The sequence below is a fragment of the Thermaerobacillus caldiproteolyticus genome, assembly GCF_015326725.1.
In the GTDB taxonomy this organism is placed as follows: Bacteria; Bacillota; Bacilli; order Bacillales; family Anoxybacillaceae; genus Thermaerobacillus; species Thermaerobacillus caldiproteolyticus.
The window spans coordinates 1,169,906-1,194,757 of sequence record NZ_CP064060.1; the positions used below are offsets into that span (position 1 = coordinate 1,169,906).

Genomic DNA, 24,852 nt, shown 5'->3' on the forward strand with positions numbered 1-24,852 from the left:
ATTTTCAAATTAAAAAAACAACATAGAAAGAAAGGAAACGAGAACATGGAACAACAGCTTAAACGAAAACAAGGAGCCGTATACGTAGAGGATATTTTAATTGCGCACCATACGTTAAAAGATGTTGTTTACCATACTCCTTTACAAAAAAATCCATTGCTATCGGAGCGGTATGGTTGTCATGTGTATTTAAAACGGGAAGATTTACAAGTCGTGCGCTCTTTTAAAATTCGCGGTGCTTACAACCGGATGAAACATTTAACCGATGAAGAACAAAAAAATGGGATCGTCTGCGCGAGCGCCGGAAATCATGCTCAAGGAGTGGCTTACTCATGCCGGGCGTTAGGAGTGCATGGAAAAATTTATATGCCGGCCACGACACCGCGACAAAAAGTCTCCCAAGTGCAATTGTTCGGAAAAGAAATGGTTGATATCGTGTTAATCGGGGATACGTTCGATGATTCGTTTAATGAAGCAATAAAATGTGCAAGACAAGAAGGCCGGACGTTCATTCATCCGTTTGATGATGAGTATGTCATCGCCGGACAAGGAACAATTGGCGTAGAAATGTTAAACGATTGCGAAGAACCAATTGATTTTGTATTCGCTAGTATCGGTGGCGGCGGATTGATGGCGGGGCTTGGCACTTATGTGAAAAGCATTTCCCCAACCACAAAGCTTATCGGAGTTGAGCCGGAAGGAGCTCCATCGATGAAGGCTGCCTTGCAGCAAGGAAATGTCGTAACGCTTGAAGAAATTGATAAATTTGTTGACGGGGCAGCGGTCAAAACAGTCGGAGAGAAAACGTACGTGCTCTGTAAGGAGATGATTGATGACATTGTCATTGTTCCTGAAGGAAAAGTATGTACGACGATTTTAGAATTATATAACGAAAACGCGATTGTCGCCGAACCAGCAGGAGCACTTCCGATTGCTGCACTTGATTTTTATAAAGACCATATTCGCGGAAAAACAGTTGTGTGCGTTGTTAGCGGCGGAAATAACGATATTGACCGCATGCAGGAAATTAAAGAGCGCTCGATGATTTATGAAGGGCTGCAACATTATTTTATCGTCAATTTTCCGCAGCGCGCTGGTGCCTTGCGCGAATTTTTGGACGAAGTATTAGGTCCAACCGATGATATCACTCGATTTGAATACACAAAGAAAAACAATAAAGAAAATGGACCAGCATTAGTGGGAATTGAATTAAAGCGCCGCGAAGATTACGCACCGCTCATTGAGCGAATGAAGAAAAAAGGATTTCCGTTCCAAGAAGTGAATAAAGATCCAAATTTATTCCATTTGCTTATCTAAAAAGTTTCCCGCATACAAAAAACGTCAAAAAATTTATAAATATTTCGCGCAATCCGACATACTTCTTCGCAGATTTCGTGTATAATAATAGTAAATCGGTGAAAAAAGAGGATTGATATTTTGCTATTCAAAAGCCTAGAGTTCAAAAATGCTTATGGACAGAAGGTAAAGATTATCGAAATCCCTGTATTGGAGGAAGATAACACGTATCGATTTATGATTCAAATGTGTTTAGAAACGTTTATCGCAAAAGTATATCGATCCCGTAACGTTCGTTCTGTTTACTCGTTTCGAGAATACTTGAAAAAAACATTAAAATGGCCTGTTTATGAGCAGATTTTTAAGACGGATATTTTGAAAAACAACGCATAAATCATGTCTAAAGTTGTTTTGCTTCGGCAAAACAACTTTTTTGTATATATCCTAGATTTTTATAGGAATTTTCTTTATTTAATTGTATAATAGTTACCAAGGCGTTATTTAGGAAGTGAATATATGAATAAAGTAAAAATCGTCACCGATTCAACTGTCGATGTACCGCAAGCGACATTACAAACGTATGGAATCGAAGTGATTCCATTAACATTTACAATAGGAAGCGACACCTATACCGATCGAGTCGACATTACTCCACAGGAGTTTATGAACAAAATGCGGGAAGCAAGCGAATTGCCGAAAAGCTCTCAACCTTCCGTAGGAGAGTTTCTCGAAGTATATAATCGTCTTGGTGAGGACGGATATGATATTCTTTCGATCCATATGGCGAGTGAGCTCAGCGGCACTGTTCGTTCTGCGCAACATGCTGCTACGCTAACCGAGGCGAAGGTGACCGTCATTGATTCCGAATTTATTTCGCTAGCGATGGGGTTTCAAGTCGTCGAAGCAGCAAAGTGGGCGGCAGAGGGAAAAAACGTCAATGAGATCGCTGAGAGGCTGAAGGAGATTCGCCGTCATACGCACTTATATGTAACAGTAGACACGCTGGAAAACTTAGTGAAAGGGGGCCGCATTGGGCGTGGAAAAGCGCTCATTGGCTCGTTGTTGAACATTAAGCCGATTGCTGCGCTTATGGATGGATTCTACACCCCGGTTGCGAAGGTGCGAAGCTATTCCCAACTAATTAAATATTTAACCAACCGATTTATAGAAGATGTATCAGAAAAAACGATTCGTACAGTAGCCATCGCTCATGCCGATGCGTTTGAGCTTGCTCAACATCTCAAACAATCGATCGTATCTGCCACCGGTTACGACGACATTAATATCGTCTATACGACTCCTGTGATTTCGACGCATACAGGCCCTGGAGCAATTGGATTTATGTACTATGCTGAATAAACGGAAAACGGGGGGTATCCATGAAAAAAGCACGAATCATGCTACTAATATGTGTATTACTCATTGTTTCCGCATGTGGAAAAACCATCCCAGACGCCAAAAATTGGCCGATTGCTGATTTTACGTTTACAGACCAAAACGGCCAACCATTTGGATTAGCTGATTTAAAAGGAAAAGTGTGGGTAGCTAGCTTCATCTTTACGCGATGTGCGGATGTATGCCCTCTAATAACAGCGAATGTGGCAAAACTGCAAAAGATGGCCAAAAAAGAAGGGGTGGACGTTGAATTTGTCTCATTTAGCGTCGATCCAGAAAATGATCATCCTCAACAACTAAAATCATATATCGAAAAATTTCACGCGGATGTTCGCCATTGGCATTTGCTCACAGGCTATAGTCAACAAGACATCGAAACATTTGCGCAAAAAAATTTTAAAGCGATCGTTCAAAAGCCGCAGAACCAAGATCAGGTCATTCATGGCACCGATATTTACCTTGTCGATCAGAAAGGAAATATCGTTCAATATTATAATGGTTTCAAAGATGTTCCGTATGAGCAAATTTTAGAGCATATAAAAATTTTACAATCGTCATAAAGGGGCAAAAATGTTCGCGCATTTTTGCCTTTTCGCGTTTCGATAGGGTAGGTGTAAATGGAATCATGAAAAAATGGGGATTATGTATATGGTTTATTCTTTTTTGTGCAGGTTGTTCCTCTACAGAAGCGATGAATATAGCGGATAGTCCGTTACGACAAGTTCACTTGTATCCTCTAACGATTGATCGCTATTTTTTCCCGAGAGATGTTAATGTGTTAGCGATCGGTGATTCATTGACAGAAGGAGTCGGGGACAATGATTATCAAGGTGGTTATGTTTCCCGGCTGCAAAAAAAAATGTTACAGCATAAAGGGATACGAGCGGTAACAGTGACGAATTTAGGAAAGAGAGGATTGCGCCTTTCGCAATTAGACGATGTCGTTGAAACCCATCCGCAAGCGGTCAAAGAAGCTGATATCATTTTTATCACGATTGGCGGTAATGATGTCATGAAAATCGTCCGCTCTCATTTATTCGATTTGTCATATTCGTTATTTGAACGGGAACAAAAAACATTTGTCAAGCGGCTTGATCGACTCATGGCAACGATTCGTACATGGAATGAAGATGCGACGATCGTGCTTATTGGATTATATAATCCATTTTCAAGCTCGCTTCAGGCGATCCCAGAAATCGACGACGTCATCGATTTGTGGAATAATGGAAGTAAAGAAGTAATTAGTCGGTATGATCATACGATTTTTGTTGATGTGAAAGATTTGTTTGATAACCGTGATGATGTACTTTATAGTGATCAATTCCACCCGAATGAATTGGGATATGAGCTTATTGCTACACGTGTTTATGAAAAATTACAGAAGGAGAAGACATGGCTAGGGAGAATCGAACAATGAATTGGAAAAAGTGGTTTTTTGTTTTACTAACAATTAACATTGTGATTGTCAGCTTGTTCTTTTTTTTGATCTTTCAACCTTCTCAACCGTCCACATTGCCACCCGAGAAGAAAATGAAAGGGGCTATGTTCACGGTCTACTCTTCGAAGGAGCATGTGAATGCCGTCATCAATGACTATATTCGCAAAAAGACAAAAGACCATCCGCTACAGTACCGCGTTTGGCTCAGTGACCGTGTCTATGTCGCGAGCAAACTGCCCGTCTTCGGCCGGGACGTTGATTTAACGGTTTCTTTCGTTCCAAACGTCGTGCAAGGGGGGAATTTAGAATTACGTGACCCGGATATGTCATTAGGTGAATTGCAGCTTCCTGTTACGTATGTGCTCAAATATTTACAAAAGCATGCGCTCCTGCCGGAAGGGGTTATCATCGATCCGAACTATAATCGCATATATGTGGCACTTAACGAATTCCGCTTTGCAAATGGATATCAACTTTCCGCCAAGAAATTTGATTTACAGCATAATCAAATCGAGTTTACATTAACGGTTCCGGTCGGCAATGAGTAAAGAGGGCTTTTCTCGTTTGAAGCCCTCTTTGTTATTGCTTTACATGTTAATCCGTAAGCCTTTCGGATAAAAATTTTTGACCGTTCCTTTTACTTCCTTTCCCCAGCCGAGCGGGTAACCGTCAACGGTGATGAGGAGCCAGCCGCGGTCTTCGCCAGTCGATAACGTTTCCCCGCGCAAATATTTCATGCACTCGATATGATCGCTTTTTATATCGAGCGACTGCTGAACGTCATGACGTTGTAGCGCCAAAGCAAGGGCATGGTTCGGCTCAAAGCGCTGTTTTTTCAGCTCGCCTAAGTGTAAGCCGGCGCGCACGACTTTAAGGCCGTCAAAGCTCGGACAGTCCTCAGGCAAGGCAAAGAGATGGTGTTGGAATGCATACATTGTTTTTGTAATTTCAATTTGCAATGTTGCTTTTTCAAAGTTCCGGTAATCGCGTAATGCCTGCTTAGACACATTGGAAGAAGCGTATCTCCCCTTCCATACAGGTGAGGGGCCGATTTTTTTCATTTTCGCAACAAAATGGCCTTCTCCTTGAAGATGGTGAGGCCAAAGCCGAGCTGTCCGCTCTATTGTTTCCAAACCGGTATTTGTCCACTCGCGCTTTCCTGATTGAATCCCAGCTGCTTTTTCAATCGGGACTAACACGATATCATCATGTTTTTGGAGAAACGCTTCAATCGTTTGTTCATTTTCTTCAGGGGAAAAGGTACACGTTGAGTAAACAAGGATGCCCCCTTCTTTTAACATTCGATACGCACACTCTAAAATATGCTGCTGCTGGCGAGCACACTGTTGAACATGTTCCTCGCTCCAATAGCGAATTGCCTCATCATCTTTCCGAAACATTCCCTCTCCAGAGCAAGGAGCATCGACTAAAATTTTATCGAAAAATCCTTCAAAACGGCTTGCAAGCTTTTCCGGCGTTTCGTTTGTCACAAGCGTATTTGTAATGCCAAGCCGTTCAATATTTTCTGACAATGCTTTGACGCGCTTCGGATGAATTTCGTTTGCCAGTAAAAAACCGGAATTCTTCATCATTGCCGCTAGCTGTGTTGTTTTTCCTCCAGGTGCCGCGCAAAGGTCAAGCACCTTCTCTCCCGGATTCGGCTGCAACGTTTCCGCGACAAACATCGCGCTCGGTTCTTGAATATAATAAAGCCCTGCTGCGTGATATGGATGTTTTCCCGGCTGTTCATGAGCATCGTAATAAAAGCCAGTCGGGCAAAACGGCACAGGAGAAAGTGCAAACGGGACGATGTCTAAAAAGGTATTGCGATCAATTTTAAGTGGATTGAACCGCAATCCGCTTGCTTTTTCTTCTTCATATGTGGCGAAAAAACGATGAGCTTCTTCCTGTAAAATTCCTTTCATTTTTTCAACAAATTCACTAGGTAACTTCAATGAACGAGCTCCTTTCTTTGTTTTATTGGCCGGTAAAAGAGGCTGCCCCTGTTGCGACTGGACAGCCTTTTAAATAAAGGTTTTTCTTTTGTTAAATAAGCCCTTCTAAGATGACAAGCATTTCTGCGGGTGAAAAGCATTTGGATTTGAGAGCGATTCGTTTTCTTATAACCATTTCACTTTTGGTTCTGTTTTATTAATAATTCGCTTAATGTTGGCGCGATGGCGGTAGAAAATAAACGCGGCTAATAAAGAAACGACAACCATCAATGGAATATCGTCGGTAAAGAAAATGGTATAAATGACTGCATACACTCCCGCTAGCATTGAAGATAGGGATACATATTTAGAAATATACAAAACGAGAAAAAATACAGCAAGAAGCGTTATGAACAGAAATGGTGAATAAAAAAGCAAAACTCCTGCCGATGTAGCAACCGCTTTTCCGCCGCGAAACCCGGCAAAAATCGGGTACGTATGCCCAAGGACGGCAAACAGTCCGGCTAATAGCGGATGGACATGAACAGAAAACAACACCGGCAGACTTGCCGCCAATGTTCCTTTTAAAATATCTCCGCTTGTTACAAGTAATCCCGCTTTGACCCCTAACACGCGAAATGTATTTGTTCCTCCTAAATTTCCGCTTCCATGCTCGCGAATATCGATTCCGTATCCAACTTTCCCGACAACAAGTGCAAACGGAATCGACCCAAGAAGGTAAGCTAACATAAGTATCAACGTTTTTGTAATCAATCTTCACACACCCTTTACTCATCAAATTCCCGCATGATTTTATTTTACCATGCATTATAAAAAACGCTAGATACGAAAATAGTATCCGTGCTAAAGGAGTAATAGTCGTTTGGTGAAAGGAGGCATAAAGAAGGAAAGGGGACTCATCCGACGTTTGATGACATATATGTGTACTAGCAACAATCTACATGGCGAGATGCTGTAAGTCGATGCTGTTAACTGGATTTGTTGTGATCGTTTTATTTTTGTATGCACTCGGTTTCATCGGATGTTCTACATTTCAACACAATAAGATTGTATCGTATTCGAAATCATTCAAAGCCCCTTCGTACTGGATAGATATTTGATAGGTTTTGTTTTTGACGATCACGATGTCGATGTTTTCCTCTCGAACTAACGAGCCAACTGTTTTCAAATATACCTTTTTGCAAATATTTCTTTTGTTATCTGCTACGAGCAATCTATAGTTCTAATTTCATATATCAAACGGATTGTATATTTTTATTATTTTTTAAATTCTAAAAATTAATTGAAAAATACTCAAATGAGTGGTTTAATAATAAATGTAAATATATAACATATCGGATGTGTAATATTAGAAAAGTAAGGTGGTGGATTTGTGAATGTAAAAAATCTCCACAAAAAAAGCGTCAGGATCAGTTGTAAAAAACTGAAAAAATGATAAAGTATGGAGCACTTCAGGTAGGTGAAAAATTCCCTTCCGTCCGTGAGCTTTGTCATTTATTCGATAAAGAGAAAAGGATCGGTTGGTGTGAATGTGAAATAGGGGAAGGGAGCGTTATTGGTGGATTTGATTCGAGAAAACTATAACCATATGTTGCTTCCGAACTCTAGAGATATTAATGAGCTTTTTCAATGTAGAAAATAAAGACTGGTATAGCGGAAATATCTGTATTAAATCGGTTAGAGAGGGGATAGTTCGAGCATTTCTGTAGATTTATAGAAACGGTGTTTCTTATTACGAAACGTTAGGGGTGTTGGTGTTGATCGTTACAGAACTTTTAACAGAATTAATGTCTATTTTACCTGAACAACAAATTCAAGCATCCGGAAGTGAAAATCACCCGCTAGGAAATGATGGGAGAGTGACTGTATATCCGAAATCAGAAGAGGAAATCGCAACCGTCTTGAAATACGCCAACGATAATGGAAAAACCATTTCGATTGTTGGAGGCGGAACGAAAAGAGGGTTCGGCGGGCTGATTGAATCTGCTGACATCTTACTCTCATTAGCGGATTATACAGGAATTGTAGAACATACAGTTGGCGACATGACATTAACAGTTAAGTCAGGTACACCTTTTAAAGAATTGCAAGAGTATTTGTCAAAATATCATCAAAAAATTTCACTAGACCCTGCCTGGCCGGAGTATGCAACAATTGGAGGAATCATTGCAGCGAATGAAAGCGGTCCCAAACGCCTTGGTTATGGATCTGCCCGAGACGCAGTGATAGGAATGAGAGTGGTTTATCCGAATGGAACAGTGATTCGGACAGGTGGAAGGGTGGTAAAAAATGTTGCCGGTTATGATATGAACAAACTATTTATCGGTTCAATGGGTACGCTAGGAGTCATATCGGAAGTGACACTGAAGCTTCGGCCGCTGCCAAAGTATGAAAGCCTTATTTTACTATCTTTCCTAGAAGGGAATCTTGACGAGATTCGATCATTTGCCATCAAATTTTTAGATTCAATGATGGAGCCTACATCTCTTGAGTTGTTAAGTCCATCTTTATCAGAAAGGGTAATGGGGCAAAATCTTTATACATTGGCGATTAGTTTTGAAGATGTCGAAAGTTCTGTCCATTATCAAGAGGATTTTGTAAAAAACATTCAACCTGCGAAAACAAAAATGACGATTTTTCAACAAACAGAAGCCCAGTCGTTTTGGGAGCAATTTTATAGAATCGGGCCGAATGGTACAAAGTATGTTGTTAGTGAAGAAATAGAGGCAGCCTTGAAAATAGGTGTTGTCAATCTCGATGTTCTCCAAGTCATAAAGGAAAGCCAAATCTTACAAGATTCCTACAATGTAGCGGTCTCAGCTCATGGTGGACTAGGTCACGGATTGTGTCAAGTATATTTAAAAGGCGCAAGCGAAGATATCGTATCCGCAATCAATCAGCTAAGAGATTTTGTTACACGACTGGGGGGATACGTGATTGTGAAACATTTGCCTCTTTCGCTCCGTCAGAAAGTAGATGTTTGGGGAGAAAAACCATCGTATTTCTTCCTATTAGAAGGAATTAAATCGAAGATAGATCCAAACAGAGTTCTTAATCATAAACGGTTTGTAGGGGGGATATGACGTGAGTTTAAGAGAAAGTGATTTAAAGCAAGAACCAGCATGTACAATCAATAGATTAGGAAACTATCTTTGGAGCGACCCGCCGGATGAAAACAAATGGGCAGATTGTGTTCATTGCGGAATGTGCTTGGAATCATGCCCAACTTATGAGCAAACAGGTCAGGAACAGCATTCTCCCCGCGGACGTGTCCATCTTATTAAATCGGTTGCTGAAGGAAAGCTTGAAGTCAATGAAGCTTTTGCAGATCCGGTTTTTGCCTGTCTCGATTGCCGTGCATGTACCACCGCCTGCCCTGCTGATGTCGATGTCGGAGGGCTCATCGAAGAGGCACGAGGCCAAATTCGCCAAGCGATGCCATTAACCGGCTGGAAAGGAGCTGTAAGCAGATTTTTCCTTGAAGGAGTATTTCCGCATCCAAATCGTCTGCATCTATTAAGCAGTTTGTTGAAATTTTATCAAAAGAGCGGATTGCAAAAGGTGGCGCGCAAAACGCGGCTTATCAATATCATACCGAAACATTTAGTGGAGATGGAAGCGATTTTGCCCAAAGTCAAGCAGCCAGTGCGCAAAAAATACAAACATGCGGGTGTCATTAAAGCAAAAGGGGAAACAAGGCGGACTGTTGCACTTTTAACCGGCTGTGTGATGGATGTGATGTTCAGTGATATTAATGAAGCTACGATTAATGTATTAACACGTAATGGAAATGACGTTATCATCCCGCAAAATCAAACGTGTTGTGGAGCACTGCATGTTCATGCGGGTGACCGTGAAACGGGAAGAAAGCTTGCGAAGCAGAATATTGAAGCGTTTAAAGATGTTGATCGAGTCATTGTTAACGCAGCTGGCTGCGGATGTATGTTGAAGGAATATCCAGAATTGTTCCGTGAAGATCCAAAGTGGCGTGAGAAAGCAGAAAAGTTTTCTTCAAAGGTGGAAGACATTTCCAAATATCTTCATGAAACAGGATATGAAAAGCCAAAAGCAGAAATAAAGACGCGGATTACGTATCATGATGCGTGTCACTTAGCACATGGTCAAGGAGTGCGTCAGGAGCCGCGCGACATCCTGCTTAGCATTCCTGGGGTGGAAATGGTTCACATGCCAAATGCTGACCGCTGCTGTGGAAGTGCTGGTATTTACAATATTACCCATCCGGAAATGGCTGGAGCCGTACTCCAAAGTAAAATGCAGAATGTTCCTGAAGATGTGGAAATCATTTCAATGGGCAATCCCGGTTGTATGCTTCAGATGGCAATGGGAGTCCTAAAATACGGAAGAAATCAAAAAATTGTTCATACCGTTCAGTTACTAGACTGGGCATATCAAAAAGAGGACAGCTTAAAGGAGGTTAAGTAATGGCGGTAGCAAAAGAGGCCAAAACAAAAGATAAACATATAAAAAATCTAGCAAATATTGTTGGTGGGGCTCAGTCGATTCTTTACAAAAAAGAAGATTTGCTGGCGTATGATTGTGATGGATTTACGATTCATAGGCATTTGCCTAAAGCGGTTGTTTTTCCAAAAAACACACAAGAAGTCGCAAATGTTGTGAAATATTGCCACGAAAATAATTTGCCCTTCCTTGCTCGTGGAGCCGGTACAGGTCTAAGTGGCGGGGCTATTCCGCTAAATGGCGAGGTTATTATTAGTTTAGTAAGAATGAAGCGTTTATTAAGTGTTGATCTAGAGAATAGACGTGCTGTGGTAGAACCGGGTTTTGTCAACATTAAGCTGACGAACTCCATTTCTGATAAAGGATACTATTATGCACCAGATCCTTCGAGCCAGTATTGCTGTACGATCGGTGGAAATGTCGCTGAAAATGCTGGAGGAGCACACTGCCTTAAATACGGCGTTACCACGAACCATATTCTAGGGCTAGAGGTTGTTTTGCCAAACGGAGAAATCATTGAAATTGGAAAAAATGGGATCCTTGATCCGCCTGGATATGATTTACTGGGACTATTAACAGGATCAGAAGGGACGCTGGGGATTGTTACAAAAATAACGGTTCGAATTTTGAAAAATCCCGAAGCAAAACAAACGGTGTTGGCTTATTTTGATAAGGTTTTAGATGCAAGCCAAGCCGTATCTGACATCATCTCAGCAGGTATTGTTCCGGCTGCCCTTGAAATGATGGATAAAATAGCCATTGAAGGTGTTGAAGCTGCTGCGTTTCCTGTAGGTCACCCTAAGGACATCGAAGCGCTATTGCTTATTGAAGTTGATGGAATTTCTGCCGGTATCGATGAGCAGATTCATCAAATTTTGCAAGTATGTAAAAGTAGAAATGTTCGTGAAGTGAAAGTAGCCCAAGATGAGCAAGAAAGAGCAAGATGGTGGGCGAATCGCAAAACAGGATTTGGGGCAATGGGAGCTATTTCTCCGGACTATTTAGTACAAGACGGGGTTATTCCGCGAAGCAAACTGCCTGAAGTGTTGAGTAGAATCAACCAAATTAGTGAAAAGTATGGTCTGCGCATCGCTAATATTTTTCATGCCGGAGACGGAAATCTTCATCCGCTTGTGCTTTTTGATGCGAGAAAACCGGGCGAAACCGAAAAGGCACTAGAGGCTGGAAGTGCATGTTTGCAAGTATGTGCTGATGTTGGCGGGTCGATTACAGGTGAGCATGGGGTTGGAATTGAGAAAAGAGAAGAAATGCTCTTTATTTTCAACGATGAAGAAATTATCGCGCAGACGGATATTCGTGATGTGTTCAACCCTAAAAATCTATTAAACGCCGGAAAATTATTTCCGACACCGGGACGCTGTGTAGAAGTAAAGAAAGGGATGAAAGAAGTGATAACATCATCAAAGCATAAAATTTTATAAAAAATTAATTTTAAGAAAATTATTGAAATAATTTCGGCTCCGTGATATTATTTTTTAAACAAATTACAAAACAGTGTTTTGTAATAACAAACAAAGACCATTTTTTCTGCCGCACAAACAAGCACTCTCACTAAATTGATCATTATGAAAAGGAGGAAATGTTTTTATGCAAGACTATATGAAAGTAGGCAACCTTCAAGTCGCCCGCATTTTCTATGAGTTTATCAATACGGAGGTTCTTCCTCAAAGCGGAGTAGACAGCGGACAGTTCTGGGCGGATTTAGAAACGTTAGTAAAAGAGTTGACGCCGAAAAACAAGGCACTGCTTGCCCGCCGCGATGAAATTCAAGAAAAGCTCAACGAATGGCACCGGAAGCATAGAAAAAATTTGGATTTCAATAAGTATAAATCATTTTTGCAGGAGATTGGTTATTTAGAACCGGAAGTAGAAGATTTTCAAATTACGACTGAAGGGGTAGACGATGAGATCGCTTTACAAGCTGGTCCACAGTTAGTTGTCCCGGCAAGCAATGCCCGCTATGCGCTGAACGCAGCGAATGCGCGTTGGGGAAGTCTTTATGATGCGCTTTACGGGACGGATGCGGTCAGCGAAGAAGATGGCGCCCAACGCAAGGATCATTACAACCCAGTCCGCGGCGAGAAAGTGATTGCCTATGCAAAGCAATTTCTTGATCAAGCTGTACCGTTAAACGAATACTCTCATAGAGATGCTGTCAAGTACGCCGTCGTCGATGGAAAATTGTCTGTTTCGGTCAAGGGAGACCAGACGACGAGCCTTCAAGATGAGGAAAAATTTGTCGGCTATCAAGGAAATCCGGAAGACCCATCGGCAATCTTGCTGAGAAATAACGGATTGCATATTGAAATCCAAATCGATCGCAGTCATCCTGTCGGCAAGACAGATGCGGCGGGTGTGAAAGATATTTTATTGGAAGCAGCGGTGACGACGATTATAGACTGCGAAGACTCTGTCGCTGCCGTCGATGCGGAGGACAAGGTGCATGTATACCGTAACTTGCTGGGTTTAATGAAAGGAGACTTGACAGCGACATTCGCAAAAGGCAATAAAACAATAACGCGCACGCTCAATCCTGACCGCATTTATACAACGCCGAATGGAGAAGAATTGACATTGCCGGGCCGTTCACTCATGTTCGTCCGCAACGTTGGACATTTGATGACGAATAATGCGGTGTTAGATCAGGATGGACAGGAAATTTTTGAAGGAATTTTGGATGCGGTTGTCACAAGTTTAATTGCAAAACATGATTTATTAGGAAATGGCCGTTATAAAAATTCTTCTAAAGGATCAATATATATTGTTAAGCCGAAAATGCATGGTTCAGCAGAAGTAGCTTTTGCCAATGAGTTGTTTGATCGTGTTGAAGACATGCTTGGGCTGGAGCGAAATACAATTAAAATCGGCGTCATGGACGAGGAGCGCCGCACAACGCTGAACTTGAAAAACTGCATTTACGAAGTAAGAGACCGCATTGTGTTTATTAATACTGGTTTCTTAGATCGAACTGGCGATGAAATCCATACTTCCATGGAAGCCGGACCGATGATTCGCAAAAATGATATGAAAACATCAAAATGGCTGCAAGGCTATGAGAAATCCAATGTAAATATTGGCCTTGCCACCGGTTTCCAAGGCCGTGCTCAAATTGGAAAAGGAATGTGGGCGATGCCGGATATGATGGCAGAGATGCTGAAACAAAAAGGCAGCCAGCTTCAAGCAGGTGCCAATACGGCATGGGTACCTTCGCCAACTGCGGCAGTATTGCATGCTCTTCATTATCATCAAATCGATGTAACAAAAGTACAAAACGAATTAGGAAAAGAATTTAAAGATTTCCGAGATGATATTCTCCAAATTCCAGTTGCTGAAAATCCTCAATGGAGCCCTGAAGAAATTCAGCAGGAACTAGACAACAATGTTCAGGGCATATTAGGATATGTTGTTCGCTGGGTGGAGCAAGGAATTGGCTGCTCAAAAGTGCCTGATATTAATAATGTGGGACTGATGGAAGATCGCGCTACACTGAGAATTTCTAGCCAACACATTGCTAACTGGCTTCACCACGGAATTTGTACGAAGGAACAAGTGCTGGAGACATTAAAGCGTATGGCAAAAGTGGTCGATGAGCAAAACGCCGGCGATCCAGCATATCAACCAATGTCTAAAGACTTTGATAACTCGGTGGCATTTCAGGCTGCTTGCGATTTGATTTTCAAAGGTTATGAGCAGCCAAATGGTTACACTGAGCCGATACTGCACCGTCGCCGCTTAGAGGCAAAGGCTAAATTTGCTGTAAAACAGTAGCCGTATCTGTATATAACAGGGCATTCTAATCAGCTAGGGTGCCCTGTTATAAAATTATTTTTTTATATAGGGAGCTGTGGCTATGCAAAACCTTCGGGAAAAGTCGCTAGAACTTCATAAGCGGTTTAAAGGAAAATTAAGTGTAGGTGTTAAGGTTTCTGTGGAAGATGTGAATGATTTGAGTTTAGTCTATTCTCCAGGGGTAGCAGAGCCTTGTAAAGAAATTTACCAGAATCCTGAAAAGATTTATGATTATACCATTAAAGGGAATTTAGTAGCGGTTGTTTCCGATGGGTCTGCGGTATTAGGTTTAGGGAATATTGGTGGTGGAGCGGCGATGCCGGTAATGGAAGGAAAAGCAGCTTTATTTAAAGTATTCGCTGGCATTGATGCATTCCCGATTTGTTTAAACACCAATGATCCAGAACAAATCATTCAAATTGTAAAATCACTAGAACCAACTTTTGGTGGAATTAATTTAGAAGACATTTCAGCACCGAATTGTTTCATTATTGAAGAACGATTAAAAAGAGAAATGAATATTCCTGTTTTTCATGATGACCAGCATGGAACAGCAATTGTGACAGCGGCTGGGCTAATTAATGCGTTAAAGGTTGTGAACAAGCGCATTGAAGACACGAAGGTTGTTGTAAATGGGGCTGGCGCTGCTGGCATCGCAATTGCTAAATTGCTTGTAAATATGGGTGTCCAAGATATCATCCTGTGTGATTCAAAGGGAGCTATTTATAAGGGACGCCAAAATGGGATAAATCCAATGAAAGAATTTGTTTCTGAAATCACTAATAAAAGCAACGTTAAAGGAAAGTTACATGAAGTAATAAAAGGTGCTGACGTGTTTATTGGTGTATCTGTAGCTGAAGCGGTAACGCCAGAGATGGTGAAGTCGATGAACAAAGACGCGATTGTTTTTGCGATGGCAAACCCGGTTCCAGAAATAATGCCAGAGGTTGCAAAGGCAGCCGGAGCAGCTGTCGTTGGAACAGGCCGCTCAGATATGCAGAATCAAGTAAATAATGTGCTTGCATTCCCGGGGGTTTTTAAAGGAGCATTGCGGGTATTGGCTTCTGAAATTAATGAAGAAATGAAGTTGGCGGCTGTTTATGCAATTGCCAACTTAATCGAGCCTAAAGAACTTAGCAGTGATTATGTGATTCCGCATGCGCTTGATAAAAGAGTTGTAGAAGCAGTGGCATATGCTGTTGCTGATGCAGCTATAAAAACGGGAGTTGCCCGTAAAATAGATTTAGAACCAGTTTGAGAGGAGTCGTTAGATGAAATTTACGAGATTCACCGTAAATGCTGAAATTTATGCAGGTGTAATAGCAGATGGCACTATAAGAGAAATTAAGGGGGATATTTTTGGGGATTGGGAGTATACGGGAAAAACATTCCCTAAAGGCGAGGTAAAACTTCTCGCACCTTTAGAGCCGAACCAAATCATTGGGATCGGTGCAAACTACGTTTCAAAAGTTGAAGATCTTCCTGATGAATTCCCGAAAATTCCAGTATTTTTCTTTAAACCAACATCGTCAGTGATTGGACCTGAAGAAGAAATTGTCATTCCAAGAGGTATTGATCAAGTTAAGTTCGAATCGGAATTAGCAATCGTTATTGGGAAAGAAGCAAAAAATGTTCCTGAATCTGAGGCTTTAGATTATGTGTTTGGTTATACCATCGGAAACGACGTGACTGCCCCTCAATATTTCCATCAGGATGGCCATTGGACAATCGGTAAAGCGTTTGACACATTTACTCCATTAGGCCCTGTTATTGAAACAGAGCTTAATCCCTTTAATGTGAATGTTACAGCAACGCTTAACGGCGTTGAGAAACAAAACAGTCCAACTGAATTAATGATTATACCAATTCATAAAATGATCTCCTATCTTACGAATGTAATGACACTGAAGCCGGGAGATGTCATCTTAACGGGAAGTCCAGTGGGAGCAGAGTTCGTAGGGGCAGGAGATGTAATTGAATGCGAGATTAAAGAGATTGGAATTCTTCGAAATACGTTTGTAGCTGCGAAGGAAAGCGCCAAAATTTTTTAGTGACCTATCAAATGCTCGGTGACGATGTGTTATAATATATAAATAACCTAGAGGTGAGCGGATTATGGAAAGAGATAATATGGTAAAGTCTGTAAGCCGAGCATTGGATATAATTAGTATAGTAAGTTCGAAAAAGGACGGTTTAGGAGTTACAGAAATCTCCAAACAAATGGATATTAATAAAAGCTCTGTTTATCGAATCCTGTCAACTCTTGTTCAGTATGGATATATTGAGCAAGATAAAGAAACAGATCGTTATAAGCTTGGCTATAAATTTTTAGAGATTAGTTCAAAGTTGCTGGAATCAATCGATCTGAGAAAAGAGGCAAAACCATACTTGCAGGAGCTGGAAAGTGAAACGAATGAAGTTATCCATCTTGTTGTATATGATCAAGGGGAAGTTATCTATATCGAAAAATTAGAAGGAACCGAAACCTTACGCATGCATTCTAAAGTTGGAAAAAGGGCTCCGATGCATTGCACCGCAGTGGGAAAAGCTATCCTTGCTCATTTACCGTATAATGTTGTGTTAGATATTCTTGAACGTAAGGGAATGCCGATGCATACAGATAAAACCATTACTGACAAGGATGAGTTCCTCAAAGAACTGATTCAAGTGAAGCAGCAAGGGTATGCGCTTGACTTAGAAGAAAATGAATACGGAATTAGATGTATTGCAGTACCTATCTTTGACCATTTAGGAAGAGTCATTGCGGCTGTTAGTGTTTCTGGGCCAACAATTCGTATGACGGATGAACGAATCGAACAACTTCAAACGCGGATGTTGCAAATCGGCAAACAAATTTCAGCAAGGCTTGGATATATGAGCGAAATTAATGAATAAGATTTACTCGATTTCTTTGAAAAAAGATATATCGAGTAAATTTTTTGTAATAATTAATCAATATCATTTACAATGTTTACAAAATAATGTGTATAGTCGCGATTGAATGGTTTTGGTTCTTATATTAATAAAATTGCTTTATTCACAACCATAATTATTTTTGCATTATGAAACAGAAAGCGAAAAATGTTTTATGAGTTCTGGAATGTTAGCTTTTATATATCACCGTTGTAATTTTTCTAAGTCGGCCTTAGATTGATACAAATAATTGGTTTCTTTTGCAAAAGAAGATTCAGTTTCTCTTATAGGGGCTTATAGGAAGGCAGCAGCGGAGAAAATATTAATGAACCGTCTTCAGAAATGGGGCTGTGACAACCTTCCTCTTTGATTTTAGGAGAATACTATTAGAAATTGGCATTGGTGTCGATTCAAATAAAATAATCTGTATAAAAGCATGAAAAGTAAGAATGCTGAATAAGTAGTGACATCAAAAATTGAAGGGATTGAAATCAATGAAAACAACAGTAACATGGACGGGACAAATGGCTTTTTCCGGTACCACTCCATCAGGACATGAAATCAAAATAGATGCGGCGGAGGAAGTAGGAGGACAAAATCGTGGAGCAAGACCTACGGAATTGCTTTTACATGCAGTTGCAGGATGTACAGGAATTGATATTATTTCGATTTTGCAAAAGATGCGTTTAGAGCCTACTTCTTTTCATATGGAAGTAGAAGGAACACGCGCAGAAGACCATCCGAGACGATTTATACATATTCACATTCATTATGCATTAGAAGGAGAGTTACCTGAAGATAAAGTGGTTCGCGCCATTCAGCTGTCGAAAGAGAAGTATTGTTCAGTTGCTCATTCACTAAATGCCAAGATTACGGTGAGCTATTCAATTAACGGCGTTGCCGGAAAGAAAAATTTATAAGCGAGCAAGCACGATATGGGTGAAAACCGTTAAAAATTCGTCATTTGTAGGAAATTTATTGTATAACAAAAACTCGCCGCATGGAACGTTCTCTCTTTGATGATGGAGCGGCTGTTTCGGGAAAACTTGTAAAATGCCTTCGCGATCGATCTTTACAAATAAGGAATTAGGTAGTGCTGCACTTGCAAACCGACATTAGATAAAATTTAAGGCTGAATACAAAGTTTTTAACTAGTTCGTATGGAAATGCAGACATTTGCAAAACCCAAGAACCATACGATCATGATTGATAAGCCTCCAGTTATGGGTGAACAAGATAGCATTATTAAGTTCTCTTGCTGGATGTGAAAATGTGGCAGCCAACCTAGTGGCGGAAGAATTGAACATTGACTTGCAAGGAAGGAATTTTAGCTCCAAGAAGATTCATGGGCGATCCGAATGTGGAGCCATATTTTCAGAAATGTAACCATCAATGCAAAAGGAAAAACGGGCGAATCACAGAAACGAACTGAAGGATTGAAGCGAATAACTTGATCTGGTTACACGGCTCTTTAGGCAGCTGGGGGTAAACTGGATCGAATCCCCCTTGGTTGAACAAAGGGGGGATTTGCTCTCTATTAACGGAAAGGGACTGTGGTAAGCCTATAGATCATGCTTATATTTATTCCTTGCCCATAATGCGGTACATTGGCTGAATTTGTTCTAAATCGTGTAACAATGCTTTTATTTCGTCTTGGGAGAGACGAACAAGCATTTGGTCATAAAGGGTAATGATTTGGCCATCTGTTTCGTGCTTATGTTTTTTCAAATAATCGTATAGTTTTCTTAATTGATTTTCCTTTAAAACAGATTCAACGAAGAAATTTTTTATTTTTTGTATATAAAAAATGTTCAGCTTCTCATCAAATTCCCCTGAAATAATGTGTCCATTCATGTAAGGCACCATTTATCACTCCTCTATATAAGCAACATATTTATGATTAGTTTACCCTAATTTTTCGAGGACAAAATTAGATATTTGAGGAGATATGCAGAGGGAATATACTTTTAAATTGCTCGCAGTATATTTCGATCACCTGAAACAGTAAAATTATTAAACAAGGTGATTCCGGATGAAACGTAATATATCGATGCAGCTGATGACTTTTTCAGAGGGATATGTTGGCCAATTATGGCAAGGATCTGATCAGTTTGTGGACAGTTTTTGGGCTGAAAATTTAATGGGGCTTATTTTGCTAAGGACTGCCGCGATGGTAAGTACTATCATATCTTAAACGGAATTGTTCGAGACCATAGGAGTCATGTATTAGTGTTGAATCTAATTTCCTTTTGGATTCTTTGCTGTTCATTAACATTTCTTGGCTCAGCGGTTGGAAAAAATAGAATTTCTCTCGGAATGGGGATCAGCTTTATGATCAGCAGTATCATTGCTTTCTCGTACTATCGAAACCATTATTTTTAAATCAAAAAGGATAAGACCATGATTAAGGGAGGTGAGGGGGGCTGGATCTGTAGTGAACGTGTGAATGAGTCAAAAGTTTTTTTATCATTGCGCCCCCGATTAAAAGACAGCGTCTTTTCTATCATGATACGAAAGATAGTTATGATTCAGAGGATTTTCATTCTAAAATTTTCCGAAAATAAAATTTGTATCAGCGAAGCGCTCTTCTTTAAAAGGATTCGCCGTCATAGAATAGCCTCTTTGTTCCCAATATCCTGCTTCATCCTCTTTCATAAATCGAATTCCTGATGCCCATTTTGCTCCTTTCCATAAATAAAAGGAAGCAGGAGGAATGAAACGAAGAGGATAGCCGTGCTTAGGAGAAATCTCTTGCCAGTCGTGATTCTTGTCTTTCCACCGGTATACAAACAAAGCGTCATCTCCTAACAAAGGTTCAATCGGCAAATTGGCCGAATATCCGAATCGATTTCCATCTAAATATCCATAAATTTTAACATATTTGACATCCGGTTCGATTTCCACTAAGTTTAAAAATTCGCGGAACGCAATGCCTTCAAATGTCGTGTCGAATTTGGACCATGTAGTAACACAATGCATATCGATAGTTGCGATTGTTTTCGGTAAATTCATGACTTCTTTATAGGATAAAGTGATTTCTTTTTTTACGTCGCCAAACAGTCTAAAGTTCCACGTCTCTTCTTGAAATTCGTAGACATCCCCTTCATGAAGAACTGGCCATTTTTCTGTTTCAAATTGGCCGGGAGGCAGTTGTTTTCCCACTTCTTTTCATCCTTTCTTTCGGCAGTTATTTTAAAAATAATGATACTGTTTTGTTCATGGTTATGCAAGGATGGAAAGGACGAGATAGGTCCCATATCTAATGGATATGACGGTCATTTTTGTTGTTTGCCGAAGTTAAGTTCAATTTTGTTGCATGGTTGTGGAAGAACGTTATATTCTAACAGATAAAGGATGCTTATCATTGAGATCAAATGCCTAAGTTCTATTACAAGAGAAAGAGGATGAAAGAGTATGTCCAAAGAAAAGAGTGTGAATAAAGGAGCAAAACAGCTTCGTGATATTCCGTTGTCGGTTCTCGATCTTGTCCCGATTGTAGTCGGAGGTACAGCGGCCGACTCTTTTCGAAATAGTCTCGATCTTGCTCAACACGTTGAAAAGTGGGGATTTCATCGTTATTGGCTGGCTGAACACCACGGGATGCCTGGTGTCGCCAGTTCAGCGACATCGGTAGTTATAAGCTATATAGCATCCGGGACTTCCAAAATTCGTGTAGGCTCCGGTGGCATTATGCTGCCGAATCATGCTCCATTGGTGATTGCCGAACAGTTCGGTACCTTAGAGTCGATGTATCCCGGCCGCATCGATCTTGGGTTAGGACGTGCTCCGGGCACCGATCCGCTCACTGCCCGTGCATTAAGACGCGATTTTCAAAGCAGCGGTGACGATTTCCCTGAACTATTAGCCGAACTGCGTTCTTACTTGAATCCATCTTCATCTGGCAGCTCGAGCGTAAGGGCGATTCCTGGTGAGGGGCTAAACATTCCGATTTGGTTATTAGGTTCGAGCGGATTTAGTGCTCGATTGGCCGGCGAACTCGGATTACCTTTCGCTTTTGCGAGTCATTTTTCTCCAGACTACACTCTTCCAGCTTTAGAAATATACCGTAGCAGTTTCCGGCCTTCAGAGGTGCTTGATGAGCCATATGTGATGGTCGGTGTTAATGTGGTTGCTGCCGATACGGATGAAAAAGCACAATGGTTGGCTACCTCACAGGAGTTACAATTTTTAAATTTATTACGCAATCAGCCGACTCCGTTGAATCCACCGGTAGAAAACATGGATGAAATATGGAATGATTACGAAAAGGTCGCTGTGAAACGGCAATTGCGCTCCATGATCACCGGCAATCCGGAGACTGTCAAGGAAAAACTGCAGGCATTTTTAGATGTTACTCAGGCGGATGAATTGATCATCCATACGCAAGTTTTTGATCATAAGGCGCGTTTACGCTCTTATGAAATTCTTGCTGAAATTGTCATGGGGAAATAAGCTGGTCTTTTTCATGAGCGGCTGTATCCAGCTATTTGTTTTGAGATGATTGTTTAAAATAACAGTCATAATAGAGGAAAATGGGATGCCCAAGTTGATTCGCATGCCATTTTCCTCATAAAAACAAATTTATGTATAATCTCACCAAAGAAAAAAATGCAGTTATGAGAGATTAGGGCAGAAAAACAACAGAATGGAATTTTGCGATAAGATTTGCGTTACAACATAAACAATAAGCATATGAAAAAGGGAAGAAAAATTATGAATTTCTTCACTTCTGTTACGGGACAAATATTAGTTTATATGCAGGCGCAAAAGGATCGATAGAACAATTTTACAAACCAACTCGGGAAAAAGAGCATTAGGATCAAAAAAAATTAATATTAACTGTATTGTACCGAAACCTGTTATGTTATAAAGAATTTTTTACAAAGGAAAAGATAGAATCCATTAACTTGCTAAATCAGCTGCATTTGGACAGCTAGTTGCATACCACGCATGGTCATGTTTTTAGTCAGTGAGGAGACAAAATTCCTTAGTCGAATAGAAGCATTCATGCAGATATTCCGAAATGTGGGGATTTGAAGGAACCAAACGAAAACGAGCAGACGGTGAGTGATAATCACTTATACTCACCATCTTACTCTTACAAGACGAAAAACTAAACGTGAAGTAATTAGGGGACTAATCTAGTTTAACTCTTTTGTAAAACAAATGGAAAACGTTTTCATCATATTTATGTTTTATGTGTAAATTTTATATAAAATTGAATCATTCGCGGCTCAAATCAGCGTCTTTTTTATGAAGAAGATTACTATTTCCATAGATTATATGTGGAATTGTAAGCGATTTCGAGATTCGTTACGATATAAATTTACAGAAAATTTACAACAATGTATCAAAAAATAAGTATTTCATCTCTATTATTGTAATTGAGTGTAAAAGATTTATGAAAGGGGATATGAGAATGGAGTTTCCATCTAAACTGATGAAAAAGGCGATACCTATGCTTGCGTTATCGGTTGCTTTTTCTTCTGGAAGTGCATTCGCATCCGAACGATCAGAAAATCTGGGAATTCCAAAACAAGCCGATTCCTATCAACACCGTTATATTAACGTACAGTTGTTAGGAATCAATGATTTTCACGGGCAAATTGATGTCACTCGGAAAGTCGGAGGAAGAGCGGTTGGTCGAGCGGATTATCTTGCTGCTTATTTAAAGCAGCGTGAATCCGAAAATAAAAATACGCTTCTTGTTCATGCGGGCGATGTCGTCGGAGCAAGCTCTCCTGTATCTGCTCTTCTTCAGGATGAACCAACGATCGAAATTTTAAATAAGTTAGGTTTTGATGTTGGAACTCTTGGAAATCACGAGTTTGACGAAGGTGTTGACGAAATGTTACGACTCATCTATGGTGGAACGCATCCGGTGACAGGCTATTTTTCAGGAGCCAATTTTCCATATGTAGCAGCCAATGTGATCGATAAAGAAACAGGGAAGCCGATTTTACCACCTTATGTGATTAAAAAAGTTAACGGTATTCCGATCGGGTTTATTGGAGTCGTTTTATCTGATACACCGAACATCGTGACCCCAAGCGGAGTAGCTGGCGTTGAATTTACCGATGAAGCAGAGGCCATTAACAAAGCGGTAGCGGAATTGAAAAAGAAAGGAGTAGAGACGATCGTTGTACTTGCGCATAACCCAGGAATTTCTGGTACAAATGGTTCGAACGCAAGCGGAGAAATCGTGGACATCGCCAAAAACGTAGATGACGAAGTAGATGTGATGTTCGCTGGTCATAACCATTCTTATTTAAATGCAGAAGTGGATGGAAAACTTCTTGTTCAATCGTATTCATATGGAACGGCATTTTCTGATGTCGATTTACAAATTGATCCGCGTACAAAAGACGTGGTGTCCAAGAAAGCCGAAATCGTCACAACATATCAAGATGCGATGAAACCTGACAAAAAAATTAAACGGTTGATCGAAAAATACGAGAAAAAAGTGGCGCCAATTATCAATCAAGTCATTGGCACGGCGAAAGAGACGATTACAGATGAGCAAAGCGCAAGTGGCGAATCAGCTTTAGGCAACCTCATCGCTGATGCACAGCGCGATTCGATGAAGACCGATTTTGCTTTCATGAATCCGGGCGGCATTCGAGCAGATATTGAGCAAGGAGAAGTAATATGGGGAGAATTATATAACGTCCAGCCATTCAGCAATCAGCTAGTGAAAATGACATTGACGGGTGAGCAAGTGCGTCGTCTTCTTAATCAGCAATGGCAGTCGAACCAAACCCGCATTCTTCAAATTTCAGGACTGAAGTATACATGGGATGCGAAAAAGCCGATCGGAGAGAAAGTCGTCGATATTTACTTGTCGGATGGAACAAAACTTGATCCAAACGCAGAATACACCGTCACTGTTAATAGTTTTCTTGCTGATGGGGGAGATAACTTTACTGTATTAACAGAAGGGAAGAACCGCGAAGTCGGTCCTGTTGATCTTGATGCTCTTATCAACTACATTAAAAAGCTCCCTCAACCATTTGACGCTAACACTGAAGGTCGAATTCAAAAGATTTCTTAAGCTTTACATATCGCGCAATAAAGACAACAAGAGACCATTTTCATCTACACCGCAGCGTTTTCTGTTGCGGTGTTCTCAACAAGAGGGATATCTTATCAAGGCAAGGAAGAAAAACAACGTCTCTAAGGCGTTGTTTTTTATATTAGTGGAATAATAGAAATCTAAAAATGGTGATGAGTAATACTGATCTTACATATGAATTTAGTTTATTCCAATTAGTATTTACGTTTGTTTCCTCTAATGGATATATGATCCTCATATATAGCTAATTTATTCCTCTTTTAGCCATTTTTGATTATATGTATAAGATTTTTTACGAATTTCGTCGTAATTTTGTAACATATTTGTCAAACTGTCAAAGAAATTATGACCGTTTTTTTGTTATAGTATTAGCGAGATTCTCATTCAATAGAGATTCTAAATAGAAATTGTTTTCGTTACCCAGAAAGTGCCAGTTCTTTAGGGAGTTTTCATGTTTCCTATATTAATTATGTTTCATTTTGTGAAATTGTGAA

Annotated in this window: 20 protein-coding genes; 16 read left to right on the plus strand and 4 right to left on the minus strand. The window is 40.4% G+C overall.

The features are described from left to right. Positions 1-45: 45 nt before the first annotated feature. The 6 genes from ilvA (at position 46) to ISX45_RS05810 (ending at position 4,677) form a co-directional block, all read left to right on the plus strand. Positions 46-1,317 (plus strand): threonine ammonia-lyase IlvA, encoded by a 1,272-nt coding sequence (ilvA, locus tag ISX45_RS05785; protein ID WP_194520223.1) that lies wholly within the window; start codon positions 46-48, stop codon positions 1,315-1,317. A 120-nt stretch (positions 1,318-1,437) separates the two neighbouring features. Continuing rightward, positions 1,438-1,689: a YpmP family protein gene (locus ISX45_RS05790; RefSeq protein ID WP_181556648.1), complete on the plus strand. Its 252-nt coding sequence runs from the start codon at positions 1,438-1,440 to the stop codon at positions 1,687-1,689. Positions 1,690-1,812: 123 nt separating this feature from the next. Then, entirely contained in the window at positions 1,813-2,655 is an 843-nt protein-coding gene (locus tag ISX45_RS05795; RefSeq protein ID WP_194520224.1) for a DegV family protein, read from the plus strand. 20 nt (positions 2,656-2,675) lie between these two features. After that, a complete protein-coding gene (locus tag ISX45_RS05800) occupies positions 2,676-3,251 on the plus strand; it encodes an SCO family protein (RefSeq protein ID WP_181556646.1) in 576 nt (191 codons plus the stop codon). Between the two features lie 65 nt (positions 3,252-3,316). Beyond that, a complete protein-coding gene (locus tag ISX45_RS05805) occupies positions 3,317-4,108 on the plus strand; it encodes an SGNH/GDSL hydrolase family protein (RefSeq protein WP_194520225.1) in 792 nt (263 codons plus the stop codon). After that, the gene (locus ISX45_RS05810; protein WP_194520226.1) at positions 4,105-4,677 is read left to right on the plus strand and encodes a YpmS family protein; all 573 of its coding nucleotides are present in this window, start codon (positions 4,105-4,107) and stop codon (positions 4,675-4,677) included. The genes ISX45_RS05805 and ISX45_RS05810 overlap by 4 nt, the downstream gene beginning before the upstream one ends. Before the next feature lie 39 nt (positions 4,678-4,716). Here the strand turns inward: ISX45_RS05810 and ISX45_RS05815 are convergent, their stop codons facing one another. Continuing rightward, complete coding sequence (locus tag ISX45_RS05815) at positions 4,717-6,084, minus strand: RsmF rRNA methyltransferase first C-terminal domain-containing protein (RefSeq protein WP_194520227.1); 1,368 nt, start codon at positions 6,082-6,084, stop codon at positions 4,717-4,719. Between the two features lie 165 nt (positions 6,085-6,249). Beyond that, positions 6,250-6,813: a glycerol-3-phosphate 1-O-acyltransferase PlsY gene (plsY, locus tag ISX45_RS05820; RefSeq protein WP_220129533.1), complete on the minus strand. Its 564-nt coding sequence runs from the start codon at positions 6,811-6,813 to the stop codon at positions 6,250-6,252. Positions 6,814-7,841: 1,028 nt separating this feature from the next. Between plsY and ISX45_RS05825 the strand changes: the two genes are divergently transcribed. From ISX45_RS05825 to ISX45_RS05860, 8 genes are all read left to right on the plus strand, one after another. Further along, complete coding sequence (locus tag ISX45_RS05825) at positions 7,842-9,167, plus strand: FAD-binding oxidoreductase (RefSeq protein ID WP_407649715.1); 1,326 nt, start codon at positions 7,842-7,844, stop codon at positions 9,165-9,167. Between the two features lies 1 nt (position 9,168). After that, positions 9,169-10,527: a (Fe-S)-binding protein gene (locus ISX45_RS05830; RefSeq protein WP_194520228.1), complete on the plus strand. Its 1,359-nt coding sequence runs from the start codon at positions 9,169-9,171 to the stop codon at positions 10,525-10,527. Then, on the plus strand, positions 10,527-12,005 hold the full coding sequence (locus ISX45_RS05835) for an FAD-linked oxidase C-terminal domain-containing protein (protein WP_194520229.1): 1,479 nt from the start codon (positions 10,527-10,529) through the stop codon (positions 12,003-12,005). The genes ISX45_RS05830 and ISX45_RS05835 overlap by 1 nt, the downstream gene beginning before the upstream one ends. A gap of 166 nt (positions 12,006-12,171) precedes the next feature. Next, positions 12,172-14,352, plus strand: coding sequence for a malate synthase G (locus ISX45_RS05840; protein ID WP_194520230.1), 2,181 nt, complete (start codon positions 12,172-12,174; stop codon positions 14,350-14,352). An 82-nt stretch (positions 14,353-14,434) separates the two neighbouring features. Continuing rightward, the gene (locus tag ISX45_RS05845) at positions 14,435-15,631 is read left to right on the plus strand and encodes an NAD(P)-dependent malic enzyme (RefSeq protein WP_194520231.1); all 1,197 of its coding nucleotides are present in this window, start codon (positions 14,435-14,437) and stop codon (positions 15,629-15,631) included. A 13-nt stretch (positions 15,632-15,644) separates the two neighbouring features. After that, entirely contained in the window at positions 15,645-16,424 is a 780-nt protein-coding gene (locus tag ISX45_RS05850; RefSeq protein WP_194520232.1) for a fumarylacetoacetate hydrolase family protein, read from the plus strand. Positions 16,425-16,488: 64 nt separating this feature from the next. Then, a complete protein-coding gene (locus ISX45_RS05855) occupies positions 16,489-17,268 on the plus strand; it encodes an IclR family transcriptional regulator (protein ID WP_194520233.1) in 780 nt (259 codons plus the stop codon). Positions 17,269-17,780: 512 nt separating this feature from the next. Beyond that, positions 17,781-18,206: an OsmC family protein gene (locus ISX45_RS05860; RefSeq protein ID WP_181556635.1), complete on the plus strand. Its 426-nt coding sequence runs from the start codon at positions 17,781-17,783 to the stop codon at positions 18,204-18,206. Positions 18,207-18,867: 661 nt separating this feature from the next. On the opposite strand, the gene ISX45_RS05865 is transcribed toward ISX45_RS05860, so the two are convergent. Together ISX45_RS05865 and ISX45_RS05870 are read right to left on the minus strand one after the other, a co-directional pair. Then, positions 18,868-19,149: a hypothetical protein gene (locus tag ISX45_RS05865; protein ID WP_194520625.1), complete on the minus strand. Its 282-nt coding sequence runs from the start codon at positions 19,147-19,149 to the stop codon at positions 18,868-18,870. Between the two features lie 681 nt (positions 19,150-19,830). Further along, entirely contained in the window at positions 19,831-20,448 is a 618-nt protein-coding gene (locus tag ISX45_RS05870) for a sulfite oxidase-like oxidoreductase (RefSeq protein WP_194520234.1), read from the minus strand. Positions 20,449-20,700: 252 nt separating this feature from the next. On the opposite strand from ISX45_RS05870, the gene ISX45_RS05875 reads away from it, so the two are divergent. Both ISX45_RS05875 and ISX45_RS05880 read left to right on the plus strand, forming a co-directional pair. Then, on the plus strand, positions 20,701-21,738 hold the full coding sequence (locus ISX45_RS05875) for an LLM class flavin-dependent oxidoreductase (RefSeq protein WP_194520235.1): 1,038 nt from the start codon (positions 20,701-20,703) through the stop codon (positions 21,736-21,738). Between the two features lie 967 nt (positions 21,739-22,705). Then, positions 22,706-24,337 carry a bifunctional metallophosphatase/5'-nucleotidase gene (locus ISX45_RS05880; RefSeq protein ID WP_194520236.1) on the plus strand — a complete coding sequence of 544 codons (1,632 nt, stop codon included), beginning with the start codon at positions 22,706-22,708 and terminating at the stop codon, positions 24,335-24,337. The last annotated feature ends 515 nt before the right edge of the window (positions 24,338-24,852 follow it).

What these genes read in the sequence shown, in the direction of transcription:
- ilvA (WP_194520223.1), top strand. Translation starts at nt 46, where the DNA reads ATGGAACAACAGCTTAAACGAAAACAAGGAGCCGTATACGTAGAGGAT.
- ISX45_RS05795 (WP_194520224.1), top strand. Translation starts at nt 1,813, where the DNA reads ATGAATAAAGTAAAAATCGTCACCGATTCAACTGTCGATGTACCGCAA.
- ISX45_RS05800 (WP_181556646.1), top strand. Translation starts at nt 2,676, where the DNA reads ATGAAAAAAGCACGAATCATGCTACTAATATGTGTATTACTCATTGTT.
- ISX45_RS05805 (WP_194520225.1), top strand. Translation starts at nt 3,317, where the DNA reads ATGAAAAAATGGGGATTATGTATATGGTTTATTCTTTTTTGTGCAGGT.
- ISX45_RS05810 (WP_194520226.1), top strand. Translation starts at nt 4,105, where the DNA reads ATGAATTGGAAAAAGTGGTTTTTTGTTTTACTAACAATTAACATTGTG.
- plsY (WP_220129533.1), bottom strand. Translation starts at nt 6,813, where the DNA reads ATGTTAGCTTACCTTCTTGGGTCGATTCCGTTTGCACTTGTTGTCGGG.
- ISX45_RS05835 (WP_194520229.1), top strand. Translation starts at nt 10,527, where the DNA reads ATGGCGGTAGCAAAAGAGGCCAAAACAAAAGATAAACATATAAAAAAT.
- ISX45_RS05840 (WP_194520230.1), top strand. Translation starts at nt 12,172, where the DNA reads ATGCAAGACTATATGAAAGTAGGCAACCTTCAAGTCGCCCGCATTTTC.
- ISX45_RS05845 (WP_194520231.1), top strand. Translation starts at nt 14,435, where the DNA reads ATGCAAAACCTTCGGGAAAAGTCGCTAGAACTTCATAAGCGGTTTAAA.
- ISX45_RS05850 (WP_194520232.1), top strand. Translation starts at nt 15,645, where the DNA reads ATGAAATTTACGAGATTCACCGTAAATGCTGAAATTTATGCAGGTGTA.
- ISX45_RS05855 (WP_194520233.1), top strand. Translation starts at nt 16,489, where the DNA reads ATGGAAAGAGATAATATGGTAAAGTCTGTAAGCCGAGCATTGGATATA.
- ISX45_RS05860 (WP_181556635.1), top strand. Translation starts at nt 17,781, where the DNA reads ATGAAAACAACAGTAACATGGACGGGACAAATGGCTTTTTCCGGTACC.
- ISX45_RS05875 (WP_194520235.1), top strand. Translation starts at nt 20,701, where the DNA reads ATGTCCAAAGAAAAGAGTGTGAATAAAGGAGCAAAACAGCTTCGTGAT.
- ISX45_RS05880 (WP_194520236.1), top strand. Translation starts at nt 22,706, where the DNA reads ATGGAGTTTCCATCTAAACTGATGAAAAAGGCGATACCTATGCTTGCG.